General features: G+C 63.8%; 11 protein-coding genes. All 11 read left to right on the forward strand.

The features are described 5' to 3' along the window. The first annotated feature begins 94 nt into the window (after nucleotides 1–94). A complete protein-coding gene (locus tag VEC01_RS04515; RefSeq protein ID WP_324899183.1) occupies nucleotides 95–1,267 on the forward strand; it encodes an ABC transporter substrate-binding protein in 1,173 nt (390 codons plus the stop codon). A gap of 80 nt (nucleotides 1,268–1,347) precedes the next feature. Further along, the gene (locus tag VEC01_RS04520; protein WP_324899185.1) at nucleotides 1,348–2,376 is read left to right on the forward strand and encodes an ABC transporter ATP-binding protein; all 1,029 of its coding nucleotides are present in this window, start codon (nucleotides 1,348–1,350) and stop codon (nucleotides 2,374–2,376) included. Further along, a complete protein-coding gene (locus tag VEC01_RS04525; protein WP_324899187.1) occupies nucleotides 2,373–3,302 on the forward strand; it encodes an ABC transporter permease in 930 nt (309 codons plus the stop codon). Before VEC01_RS04520 ends, VEC01_RS04525 begins: the two co-directional genes overlap by 4 nt. Beyond that, nucleotides 3,292–4,110 carry an ABC transporter permease gene (locus VEC01_RS04530; RefSeq protein WP_324899189.1) on the forward strand — a complete coding sequence of 273 codons (819 nt, stop codon included), beginning with the start codon at nucleotides 3,292–3,294 and terminating at the stop codon, nucleotides 4,108–4,110. The genes VEC01_RS04525 and VEC01_RS04530 overlap by 11 nt, the downstream gene beginning before the upstream one ends. Nucleotides 4,111–4,464: 354 nt before the next feature. After that, entirely contained in the window at nucleotides 4,465–5,877 is a 1,413-nt protein-coding gene (locus VEC01_RS04535; RefSeq protein ID WP_324899203.1) for a gamma-aminobutyraldehyde dehydrogenase, read from the forward strand. 27 nt (nucleotides 5,878–5,904) lie between these two features. After that, a complete protein-coding gene (gabT, locus tag VEC01_RS04540) occupies nucleotides 5,905–7,170 on the forward strand; it encodes a 4-aminobutyrate--2-oxoglutarate transaminase (RefSeq protein WP_324899191.1) in 1,266 nt (421 codons plus the stop codon). 193 nt (nucleotides 7,171–7,363) lie between these two features. Then, nucleotides 7,364–8,173 carry a DUF2189 domain-containing protein gene (locus VEC01_RS04545; RefSeq protein ID WP_324899193.1) on the forward strand — a complete coding sequence of 270 codons (810 nt, stop codon included), beginning with the start codon at nucleotides 7,364–7,366 and terminating at the stop codon, nucleotides 8,171–8,173. 607 nt (nucleotides 8,174–8,780) lie between these two features. Then, nucleotides 8,781–9,233: a MarR family transcriptional regulator gene (locus tag VEC01_RS04550; RefSeq protein ID WP_324899195.1), complete on the forward strand. Its 453-nt coding sequence runs from the start codon at nucleotides 8,781–8,783 to the stop codon at nucleotides 9,231–9,233. A 406-nt stretch (nucleotides 9,234–9,639) separates the two neighbouring features. Next, nucleotides 9,640–10,416 carry a trehalose-phosphatase gene (gene otsB / locus VEC01_RS04555; protein WP_324899197.1) on the forward strand — a complete coding sequence of 259 codons (777 nt, stop codon included), beginning with the start codon at nucleotides 9,640–9,642 and terminating at the stop codon, nucleotides 10,414–10,416. Nucleotides 10,417–10,467: 51 nt separating this feature from the next. Continuing rightward, on the forward strand, nucleotides 10,468–11,658 hold the full coding sequence (locus VEC01_RS04560; protein ID WP_324899199.1) for a cation:proton antiporter: 1,191 nt from the start codon (nucleotides 10,468–10,470) through the stop codon (nucleotides 11,656–11,658). Further along, nucleotides 11,658–12,704: YbdK family carboxylate-amine ligase (locus VEC01_RS04565; RefSeq protein WP_324899201.1), on the forward strand; the 1,047-nt coding region annotated here is incomplete at its 3' end. The genes VEC01_RS04560 and VEC01_RS04565, both read left to right, overlap by 1 nt.

A 12,704-nucleotide genomic window follows, 5' to 3' on the forward strand; every position in this document is an offset into this window, starting at 1 on the left:
GACAGGTCCGGGCGAGACCGGATGCAGCGCCCCTGGCTCATGACACCCCATGCCGGCCCGCCCATGAGGCCAACACAATAAGAGGAGACATTCGATGAACGTACTGCGTTACACCGTGCTTGCGTCTGCGATCCTGTCCATGCTGGCGCCCACCGCCGCATCCGTCGCCCAGACCAAATCCCTGCAGAAGATCGGCAAGGGCGAAGGCCGCGTCGATATCGTCGCCTGGGCCGGCTACCTGGAACGCGGCGAGACCGACAAGAACTTCGACTGGGTCACCGCGTTCGAGCAAAAGACCGGCTGCAAGGTCCATGTGAAGACCGCCGGCACCTCCGACGAAATGGTGGCGCTGATGAACGAAGGCGGCTTCGACCTGGTCACCGCCTCGGGCGACGCCAGCATGCGCCTCATCCGCGGCAAGAAGGTCCAGCCGATCAACGTCAGCCTGATCCCGAGCTACAAGAACATCGATCCGCGCCTGCAGAAGGCGCCCTGGCATTACGTCGACAACACGCATTACGGCGTGCCCTACCAGTGGGGCTGGAACGTCCTGATGTACAACACGAATGTGTTCAAGAACAACCCGCCGACCTCCTGGAAAGTGGTGTTCGAAGAGATGGCGTTGCCCGACGGCAAGAGCAACCGCGGCCGCGTGCAGGCCTTCGACGGCCCGATCTACATCGCTGACGCCGCGCTCTACCTGATGAAGACCAAGCCCGAGCTCGGCATCAAGGATCCGTACGAACTCAACGAAAAGCAGTACAAGGCCGCGCTCGACCTGCTGCGCGCGCAGCGCAAGCTGGTCGGCAAGTACTGGCACGACGCCTTCGTGCAAATCGACGACTACACCAATGAAGGCGTGGTCGCTTCCGGCAGCTGGCAGTTCCAGGCCAACATCTTGAAGAGCAAGAACCGCCCGGTCGCTACCGTGGTGCCGGAAGAGGGCGCCACCGGATGGGCCGACAGCACCATGCTGCATGCCGAGGCCAAGCATCCGAACTGCGCGTACATGTGGATGGAACATTCGCTCAATCCGAAGCTGCAGGGCGACCTCGCTGCCTGGTTCGGCTCCGTTCCGGCGGTGCCCGCCGCCTGCAAGGGCAACAAGCTGCTCGGCGAGGATGGCTGCGAGCGCCAGGGCTACAACGCGTTCGACCGCATTTCCTTCTGGAGAACGCCGACCACGCAGTGCGCCAGCCAGGGCAACCAGTGCGTGCCGTACCACAAGTGGGCGGCAGACTATATCGGCATCCTCGGCGGCCGCTGACCCGTCATCGCGGTCTTCCTCCTGCGGGCAGCGTCCCGCAGGAGGCATCGTTCCCTCACTGAATCCAAGAGGCTATGCACATGGCATCGGCAGTCAGCCTGCATCATGTTTCCTGCGTGTTCGAGTCCGGCGCACAGGTCGTCCGCGCCGTCGACGACGTCAGCCTGGACATCCGTCCCGGCGAATTCTTCACGCTGCTCGGGCCGTCCGGCTCCGGCAAGACGACCTGTCTGCGCATGATAGGGGGGTTTGCGCTTCCCACCGAGGGCAGCATCGCGATCCACGGCGAGGACGTCAGCCACAAGCCGCCCTACCTGCGTCCGGTCAATACCGTGTTCCAGGATTACGCATTGTTCCCGCACATGACGGTACTGGAAAACGTCGCCTACAGCCTGATGATCCGCGGCGTGGACCGGGCGCAGCGCGAAAAGCGCGCGCGGGAGCTGCTGGAGGTGGTGCGGCTGCCCGACGCGGCGCAGCGCAAGCCGGGACAGCTCTCCGGCGGCCAGCGGCAGCGCGTGGCGCTGGCCCGCGCGCTCATCAGCGAACCGAAGGTGCTGCTGCTCGACGAGCCGCTCGGCGCGCTCGACCTCAAGCTGCGCGAGCAGATGCAGACCGAGCTCAAGGCGCTGCAGCGCAAGCTGGGCATCACCTTCATCTTCGTCACGCACGACCAGCATGAAGCCTTGTCGATGAGCGACCGCATCGGCGTGTTCAATCGCGGCCGTCTGGAACAGGTCGCATCCCCGGTCGATCTCTACAACCGCCCCGCGACGCGCTTCGTCGCCGACTTCGTCGGTGCCGCCAATGTGCTCGACGGCGAGGATGCGCGCCGCCTTGCCGGCCATCCCAGCATCATGATCCGGCCGGAACTGATCCGACTTGGCGGCCCGGAGGCCGCGCGCACCCATGGCCTGGTCGAGGATGTCCAGTACTTCGGCGCGTTCTGGCGTCTGCGCGTCAGGCGCAACGAGGGAAGCGCGCTGCTCGCCGACATTCCCACGACGGATGGCAACAGCGTGCCGGCCGCCGGCAGCGCGGTTCATCTTCATTGGGACCCGGCCGCGGTGCATTGCATCGCCGCCGCGTCCGCGGGAGCGCGTCCATGAGCGCAACGGCCGCTGCCACGCCGTCGGAGCGCACTTCGGCCGCGCTGACGACGCGCAAGGGCTTGCTGCTGACCGCATTGCTGGTGCCGCCGCTGCTATGGTTCGGCGTGGTCTATGTCGGCTCGCTGCTCAGCCTGCTGGCGAACAGCTTCTTCAGCCTGGACGATTTCACCGGCCAGGTGGTGCGGGAGCTAAGCCTCTACAATTTCCGCGAAATCCTCACGCCGACCTATCTCGATGTCATCCTGCGCACCACGCTGATGGCTGCCGCGGTAACGGTTGCCTGCGCGCTGATCGGCTTTCCGGTTGCCTATTACATGGCGCGCCATGCGCGCGGCGCGCAAAAGGCGCTGCTCTATATCGCGGTGATGCTGCCGCTGTGGTCCAGCTACCTGGTGCGGCTGTATGCCTGGAAACTCCTGCTCGCGAAGGAGGGCGCGATCGTCTGGGCGCTGCAGGCGCTGCATCTCGAATGGCTGCTCGAAGCGCTGCTCGCGACACCCGTCATCGGCGGCAATTCGCTCAGCTTCTCGCCTCTGGGCACCTTCGTCGTGTTCGTCTACATGTGGCTGCCGTTCATGATCCTGCCGATCCAGGCCGCGATCGAGCGCATTCCCGGCGCCTACCTGGAAGCCTCGGCCGACCTGGGCGCCTCGCCCGCGCAAACCTTCGGCAATGTCGTGCTGCCGCTGGCGATGCCCGGCATCGCGGCAGGCTCGATCTTCACCTTTTCGCTGACGCTGGGCGACTACATCATTCCCCAGGTCATCGGCAATTCCTCGCAATACATCGGCCAGGTCGTATACCGGCAGCAGGGGGTGGCAGGGAACCTGCCATTCGCCGCCGCCTTCTCGCTGGTGCCCATTCTCGTGATCGCCCTCTACCTGTGGATGGCCAAACGCAAGGGAGCTTTCGATGCCGTCTAAGATGACTGCAAGCGCGCCGGCGGCGTCGCCATGGCTGAAGCTGGCCACGCTGTGGGGCGTGCTGTTCCTGCACGTTCCGCTGGCGCTGATCATCCTCTATGCATTCAGCAGCGAGGACAAAAGCTACGTGTTCCCACCGCCCGGCCTGACCACCGCATGGTTTGCCGTCGCCTGGGAGCGGCACGATGTCTGGGAGGCGATCAAGCTGTCGGGACAGGTTGCGCTGGTCGCCACCGCGATCGCGATCGTGCTAGGGACGCTGGCCGCCGGCGGGCTGGCGCGCACGAAGTTCTTCGGGCGCGAAGCGATCTCGCTGATGCTGATCTTGCCGATCGCCTTGCCCGGCGTGGTGTCCGGCATTGCGCTGCGCTCGGCCTTCCATACGCTGGAGATCCCGTTCAGCTTCTGGACCATCGTCATCGGCCATGCGACCTTCTGCGTAGTCGTCGTCTACAACAACGCGGTCGCCCGGCTGCGGCGCATCAGTCCGTCGCTGCTCGAAGCGTCGATGGACCTCGGCGCAAATGCTTTCCAGACTTTCCGCTACGTGCTCCTGCCGCAGCTCGGCTCGGCCCTGCTCGCGGGCGGCCTGCTGGCCTTCGCGCTGAGCTTCGACGAAGTGATCGTGACCACCTTTACGGCGGGACAGCAGACGACGCTGCCGATCTGGATGCTGCAGGAACTGATCCGGCCCCGCCAGCGGCCCGTCACCAACGTGGTTGCCGTGTTCATTATCGCGCTCACCTTCATCCCGATCGTTGCCGCCTACTGGCTGACGCGCTCCGACGAAGACAGCCACCAACGCTAGAGGGTGTTATGAACCAGGAAAGGGGTCGCGTTCGGTCGAGAAGGGATGCAGTGCTAGGCGCGGCGCGCCGCTCAGACCGGGCGTCTGAGCAAGCGGCGCAACAACGCAATGCGTCCCTTCTCGACCGTACCCTCCGGGCAGCCCCGATAACCGGCCGCCTGCGATGTTGCAGGGGGACGCCGAGTCCTCCTTGCCGTGGAGCCACCACGGTGCGTCGCTGCGCCTTGCATTCGGCCGGTTCTCGGGGCTGCGCGACCCCTTTCCTGGTTCATAACACCCTCTAACCCACTTCGACTGAAAAGGATTACCGACATGGGAAACGCCATCCTTGCGAACATGCAGTACCCGACAGACCTGCTGATCGACCACCAGCTCGTTCCCGGCGACGGCGAGAGCGAAACCATCATCAATCCGGCGACCGGCGAGATCCTGTGCGAAGTCGGCGAGGCAAGCAGCGAACAGGTCAATCGCGCGGTCTCGGCCGCGGTGCGCGCATGGGACGCCTGGGCGCAGACGACGCCGGCGGAGCGCGCCGGCATGCTCCTCAAGCTCGCCGACATCATCGAGTCCAACGCCGAGCAGTTCGCGCTGCTGGAATCGCTCAACTGCGGCAAGCCCTATGCACGTGTGCTGGCCGATGAAATCCCCGCGATTGCCGACTGCTTCCGCTACTTCGCCGGCGCGGCGCGCTGCATGACCGGCTCGGTCGCCGGCGAATACCTGGCCGGCCACACCAGCCTCATCCGCCGCGATCCGGTCGGCGTGGTCGCCTCGATCGCGCCGTGGAACTATCCGCTGATGATGGCCGCGTGGAAAACGGCGCCGGCGCTGGCCGCCGGCAATACGGTGGTGCTCAAGCCGAGTGAGCAAACCCCGCTTACCGCGCTGCTGTTCGCGCGCCTGGCCGCCGAGGTGCTGCCCAAGGGCGTGCTCAACATCATCTGCGGCCGCGGCCCGAGCGTGGGCCAGCCGCTGGTCGAGCATCCGCAGGTGCGCATGGTATCGGTCACGGGCGACGTGTCCACCGGGCGCAAGATCCTGCAGGCGGCCGCGGGAACGGTCAAGCGCACTCACCTCGAGCTGGGCGGCAAGGCCCCGGTCATCGTATTCGACGATGCAAATCTGGAGGAGGTGGTGAACGGCGTGCGCACCTTCGGCTATTACAACGCCGGGCAGGACTGTACCGCCGCCTGCCGCATTTATGCCGGGCCGAAGATCTACGAAAAGCTCGTCGCCGACCTCAGCAGCGCGGTATCGACGCTGAAGATGGGCACGCAGCAGGAGGAGGGCGTGGAGCTGGGTCCGCTGATTTCGGACCGGCAGCGCAGCCGCGTGGCCAGCTTCGTCGAACGCGCCCAGATGACGGGCCATGTGGAAGTCACGACCGGCGGCAAGCTGCGCCAGGGACCGGGGTTCTTCTATGAACCGACGGTCATCGCCGGCGCCCGCCAGGACGACGAGATCGTCCAGCGCGAGGTGTTCGGCCCGGTCGTGTCCGTCACCCGTTTCTCGGATGAAGAGCAGGTGGTGGGCTGGGCCAACGACTCGCAGTACGGGCTGGCTTCGAGCGTGTGGACCACCGACATCAGCCGCGCGATGCGGATCACGCGCCGCCTGCAGTACGGCTGCACCTGGATCAACACCCATTTCATGCTGGTGAATGAGATGCCGCACGGCGGCCTGAAGTCATCCGGCTACGGCAAGGACATGTCGATGTACGCGCTCGAGGATTACACCGTCGCGCGCCACGTGATGGTCAAGCTGTAAACCCGGGCAAACAGACGAGGACAAGCGATGACCAACGCAGAACTGCAGCAGCGGAAAAATGCGGCGACGCCGCGCGGCGTGGGCGTGATGTGCAATTTCTTTGCGCAGCGCGCGTTGAACGCGGAGCTTTGGGACGTGGAGAACCGGCGCTACATCGATTTTGCTTCCGGCATCGCCGTCCTGAACACCGGGCACCGCCATCCCCGGCTGGTGGCCGCGATCGAGGAACAGCTCGGCCGGTTCACGCATACCGCGTACCAGATCGTTCCGTATGAGGGTTATGTAACGCTGGCTGAGAGGATCAATGCGATCGCGCCGGGCGATTTCGACAAGAAGACCGCGTTCTTTTCCACCGGCGCCGAGGCGGTCGAAAACGCGATCAAGGTTGCACGCTCGGCAACCGGTCGCCCGGCCGTCATCGCATTCACCGGCGGCTTCCATGGCCGCACGATGATGGGCATGGCCCTGACCGGCAAGGTCGCGCCCTACAAGCTCGGGTTCGGTCCCTTCCCGGCGGAGGTCTACCACGCGCCGTTCCCGGTGGCGTTGCATGGCGTCACTGTCGAGCAGTCGCTCGCCGCGTTGCAGACCCTGTTCAAGGCCGACGTCGATCCCAGGCGGGTGGCTGCAATCATCCTCGAGCCGGTACAGGGCGAGGGCGGGTTCCATGTGGCGCCGCCGGCCTTCATGGAAAGCCTGCGCGCGTTGTGCGACGAGCACGGCATCCTGCTGGTCTGCGATGAAGTGCAGACCGGATTTGCGCGGACCGGCAAGATGTTCGCTATTGAACACTATGCCGTCGTGCCGGACCTCATTACGATGGCCAAGAGCCTGGCCGGTGGCATGCCCTTGTCGGCGCTGTGCGGCCGCGCAGAGCTGATGGATGCGCCGGCGCCCGGCGGGCTGGGCGGCACCTACGCCGGCAATCCGCTGGCGATCGCGTCGGCGCATGCGGTGCTGGATGTGATCCGGGACGAAAATCTCGTGGAACGCGCGAACGTTCTTGGAAACAGGCTGAAGGAGCGGCTGAACACGGTGCGCGAGAGGGTGCGGGAGATCGCCGAGGTGCGCGGCCTGGGCGCGATGGTCGCGGTCGAGTTTCACGATCCGGCCACGCGGCAGCCCGACGCCGGGTTCGCGCGCAAGGTGCAGGCGGCGGCGCTGGAGAAGGGGCTGCTGCTGCTCACCTGCGGCACCCACGCAAACGTGATCCGCTTCCTGTTCCCTTTGACCATCGAAGATGCGTTGATGGATGAGGCATTGGACATCCTGGAGGAGGTGCTCGGGACCTGAACCGGCGGGCGTGACCGGGCGGGCCGGCGCGCCTCGGCGCAGCGGTCGCCATACTGCGCCGCATTGCCTCACATGGGGCGGGGCGCGGCTTTTATCGCGATCTTTGTCGCAGTGCACATTGACAACCGCGATGCCAGCCCCCACAGTCCACAGACAATATCCGCAACACAAGACAGAACGGCAGGAGACGCCCGTGACAGACATAATCCACACCCCGCCCCCGGTTCCGCCCGCTGCGGCGGAAACATCCGACACCGCGCTGATGCCCGGGATCCGCACAGTCGGCACGTCTGCGCCGTTCCGCTGGCTGGCCGCGGGATTGGAGGACATGCGCGCGACGCGGCTGCGCGCTTCCTTCTATGGCTTGATGTTCATGCTGATGGGTTTTGCGATCGCGGCGATCTACGAAACCCGGTGGCAGCTGACGATGGGACTGACCGCCGGCTTCTTCCTGATCGGGCCGTTTGTCTTCTGCGGCATCTACTGGCTGTCGCGCCAGCGGGAGCGCGGCGAGCAGCCGGACCTGACAGGCTCCCTGTCTTGCTGGAAGGGCAACCCGGCGTCGATCGGCTTCTTCGCGGCGATCCTGACCTTTCTGATGGTCGTCTGGGCGCGGGTGTCGGTGGTGATCTTCGCGCTGTTCTCCACCAGGGACTTCCCGACGATGCAAGGCGTCATCGCCCAGATCTTCTCGATGTCGAACATGCCATTCGTCATCGCCTGGTTTGGCGTGGGCTTCGTGTTCGCATCGATCGCATTCGCGATCTCGGTGGTTTCCGTCCCGCTCATGCTGGACCGGAAGACCGACACCATGATCGCGCTGTTCACCAGCGTGCGCGTGCTCTGGCAGAACCCGGTGCCGCTTTACCTGTGGGCCGCGCTGATCGTGGCTCTCATCGGCATCAGCCTGCTCCTGTCCTTCGTCCCGCTGTTGCTGACCGCTCCCCTGGTGGGACATGCGACCTGGCATGCGTACCGGGACCTGGTCGCCGGCAGGGGCTAGAAAGATCGGGCGCACGAAAGGCGAGGGCTGGTCGGGCGGACCTGTGACATCGACAACAAGGGATTCCTCTTTTTTCAGGAAACCCTTGCAGCATCTTCCGGACCGGCACAGAACGCGCTGCGCGCCCCAGCGGTGTGGCGCACTGATGTCTTGTATTGCGCTTGTGCCTTCCGCGTCTCGCCCGTTCATGATTTCATCGATGCCAACGGCTGCGCCAACGGCCGCGTCAAATCGTCGCACCGGCGGGATTGCTCAGGTTTTTCCACTCTCGTGGCCCAGCACTGCCCAGCACTGCCTGCTTGCCGTTCCGGCTCCCCGAACGCTCGCCGCCCATGCTCCGCCTCTTATGGAAACTCCATGGCACGGGTTTCCGCGCGGACGTTGATCTGCCATAGCGGGGGAGGGACAGGCGGGCATGGGCAGGCGCGGCTCTTCGTCATAATAATGCGGCATGATGTAAGAATCGGCCGAAATGAGTTTGGGCAAAACATATTGTGCCAAATGTATTTCTGGGGCAATATGTATCAGGAGCAGGTAAATGACGAATCGAAAGAAATCGGGGGTGGCGCAAGAGCCCGAGCCCGCCGGCGAGGCATGCGCCTCACCCATGGAAGCGCTGAAAAAGCTGCGGATCGTGATCCGCGCAGCGCAGCGGCATTCGAACTGGATCGAAAAACAGTGCGGCGTCACGGGCGCGCAGCTATGGGTAATGCAGGAACTGCACGAGGCGCCCGGATTGCGGGTGGGTGAGGTTGCGGAAAGGCTGGCCATCCATCAGACGACCACCAGCAATCTGGTCGATGCCCTGGTGAAGAAAGGCTACGTAATCAAGGCGCGTGACCAGAACGACCAGCGGGTAGTAAAGCTCGTACTTACAGAAAAAGGTGAGGCCGTGATCACCCGCGCGCCGACACCGGCACGCGGCTTGTTGCCGGAATCGCTGCAGAAACTGAATGCGGAACAGTTGCGGGAGCTGAACAAGAGTCTGCAGGCGCTGCTGAATGTCATCGAGCGGGCCGACGAGTCCTTCGCGCTGCAGCCATTGCCGTTCACGATGTAGATTGAAACGATTAGAGGAGCAGCGAGGTCTTTCGAGCCTCTTCGCGCCCCCTTCGCCGGGGGCGTTTTTTTCCTGGAGCGAATTCCAGTACGTGTCTAACGAAGCCGAAGTTGTACAGGCATTTTCAGGAGTCGCCATGGCCGCACTCGAATGCAAGTCTGGACAGGCGATGCCGGCGGGCGCCGCGTTCCTCACCGCCGCCACGGCGCGGGAGTGGCGCGACGCGCCCATCGTCAATCACTGTCACGCCGGACAAGGTGCGTGTAGCCAGCCATATGCTGCCGTGTGCGGCGCAACTGCGTCAGAGGGAACGTGTCATGTTCAGAATCCATTCTCATAGCCGTCCGTCGCTCGGGCGCGTGGTGTAACTATGTCTTTGTCTTTTTTCGAGCATGCCGCGCAACGCGTGGTGGAGATCGTCAAACCGGGTATGCTGTGCGCGTTTGATTTCGATGGCACCTTGGCGCCTGTCGTGAAAGATGCGCACAGGGCGTCGATACCGGCCGACGTGTTGCGGCGGATGATTACGCTATCGGAGCACGCGCGGGTGGCAGTGATTTCGGGCCGCTCGGTGGTGGATGTCGGTGTACGCCTCGACTTTCTTCCGGATTTTGTCGTCGGTAATCACGGCATCGAAGGCCTCCCCGGCTGGGAGGACAAGGCGGACCGTTATCAAACGCTCTGCCTGGCGTGGGAGCGGCATCTGAAAGCCGCGCTGGCGGACCGCGTGCTGTTCGATTCCGGCGTCTGGCTGGAAAACAGGACTTACTCGCTGTCGGTGCATTACCGCATGGTGCGCAACCGCGAAGAAGCGGAAGCGCGCCTGCTGCAGCTGTTTTCCTCGTTATCGCCGCAGGCAAAGATCGTGGCCGGGAAGTATGTGTTCAACCTGTTGCCGGCCGATGCTCCCGACAAGGGAAGCGCGCTTGCCCGGCTATGCGAAGTCAGCGGCGCGCCGAGCGCGATCTATGTTGGCGACGGCATGACCGATGAGGACGTATTCAAGATGCGGCGCCGCGACTGGCTGACTGTCCGCGTAGAGCGCGCGGGCGACAGCGCGGCCGAGTTTTACCTGCACCATCGCCTCGACATGGTGCAGTTTCTGGACGCGCTGATCTCGCAGTTGTGCAAGGCTAAAGTACCGGCAGCGCCGGTGCGTCAATATGCTACAAAAGTCGGGTAGCGTTTTTCATGCGCCGTTCCCGGAACGGCCACACTGACGAGAATCATTCACATGCAGGATCTCTTGCCCATTTCTTATCAACTCGCCTGGCCGCTTGCGATCCTGGTCGCCTGGATCGCGGGCGAGTTCGGGTACCGGCTCACCCGGCTGCCCCGTATCAGCATTTACGGCCTGGTTGGCTTCCTGTTCGGGAACCTGGCATCGGGCGTTTTGCCGCAGTCCGAAACAGAAACGCTGATGCTGCTTGCGAGCGTCGGATTCGGCCTGATCCTGTTCGAGCTGGGCTACCGGATCAACCTGCGCTGGCTGCGCACCAATCCCTGGCTTGGGGTGACAGGTGCAGTGGAAGCGATCGCCACCTTTGGCCTGGTTTACTTCGTCGCCGACTGGTACGGATCGCCGCCCCTGGCGTCCTTGCTGCTTGCATCGCTCGCGATGTCGACATCCCCCGCCGGCATCATGCGCGTATTGAACGAGCAGCAGAGTTCAGGGCAGGTGACGGAGCGGGTACTGCACCTGTCGGCGCTGAACTGCGTTCTCGCGGTGTTTGCATTCAAGGTGATTGTGGGGATCGGCGTGTTCCAGACCTCAGGCAACCTGCTGCAAGCGGCATCGAACAGCCTGGCGGTGCTGGCTGCATCCGCAGGACTGGGGGCGCTGCTCGGCATCCTGGTTCCCGGACTGCTGCGCCGCCTCGGCAACATGGCGCAGGACGCGACCCTGGCATTCGCGATCGCGGTCATCCTGCTGGTTGCCGTGACGCACGCATTCAAGTTTTCGCCATTGCTGGCGACCCTGACCTTCGGCATTGTCGCGCGTCACCGGCGGGTGACCCTCAACCGGACGCAGCGCAATTTCGGCGTGATGGGCGACCTGCTGGCGATACTGCTGTTTTTCTTCGTCGCCACGACCCTCGACTGGCGCCAGGTCGCAGGCGGCGCCGGCCTTGCGCTTCTCCTTATCGCCACCCGCTTCGTCACAAAAACGCTTGGCGTGACCGCGTTTTCCCGCCTGAGCGGGATTTCCTGGCGCAAGGGTGCGCTGACCGGCATGGCGCTCACGCCGATCTCTGTCTTCGCCATCCTCTTGCTCGAACAAACGCGACGGCTGGGCGTGGATCTGGTGGACGGCCTGCCTCCGCTCGCGGCGATGGCGCTGCTGCTGGAGGTGGTCGGCCCGATCATTACCCAGAGAGCGCTGATATGGGCAAAGGAAACACCGGACACAACGGAGAATTATTGATGCCGCTCGAGCCATTCAAGTATTCCGAATCGCTGACGCTCGGCGTCGAGCTTGAACTTCAGCTCGTCAGCCTGAGCGATTTCGACCTGACTGCCGCCAGTCCCGACATGCTCGACCTGCTGGCCCGCAAGCCGTTTCCCGGCACGGTGACGCCCGAAATCACAGAAAGCATGATCGAGATCGCGACCGACGTGCATACCGGGCATACCCAGCTTCTCGGGCAGCTGCGCGCCATCCGCGACACGCTGGTCAAGGCGGGCGACATGCTGAACGTCGGGGTGTGCGGCGGCGGCACGCACCCATTCCAGAAATGGTCGGAACGAAAGATCTTTTCCAAGCCGCGTTTCAAGCAGGTCTCCACTTTGTACGGCTATCTGGCCAAGCAGTTCACCGTGTTCGGCCAACATGTCCATGTCGGCTGCTCGTCCGGGGATGAGGCCTTGTTCCTGCTGCATTCGCTGAGCCGCTTCGTGCCGCACTTCATCGCGCTTTCAGCGTCGTCTCCCTATGTTCAGGGGCGCGATACCCTGTTCAATTCGGCGCGTCTGAACTCCGTATTCGCATTCCCGTTGAGCGGCCGCGCGCCGTTCCTGCTGCGCTGGGAAGACTTCGAACGCGATTACTTCACGCGGATGGAGGACACCGGCATCGTCAGGAGCATGAAGGACTTCTATTGGGACATTCGTCCCAAGCCGGAATACGGCACCATTGAACTCCGTGTTTGCGACACGCCGTTGACGGTCGACCGGGCTGCCGCGCTTGCCTGCTACCTGCAGGCCCTGTGCTGCTACCTGCTGGAACGAAAGGAAGCGCCGCCGGCCGAAGACGATTACCTGGTCTACAACTACAACCGTTTCCAGGCCTGCCGGTTCGGCCTCGACGGCACCATCGTGCACCCGAAAACCCACGAAACCTTGTCGATACGCGAAGACTTGCTGACAACCCTGCGCAACATGGAACCCTATGCCGACAAGCTAGGCAGTGAAGCAGCGCTTGAGCACCTCTATCACGTCACCCATGTCGGCAGCGATGCCCACTACCTGCGC

It is taken from the genome of Noviherbaspirillum sp. (assembly GCF_035627455.1).
GTDB lineage: Bacteria > Pseudomonadota > Gammaproteobacteria > Burkholderiales > Burkholderiaceae_D > Noviherbaspirillum.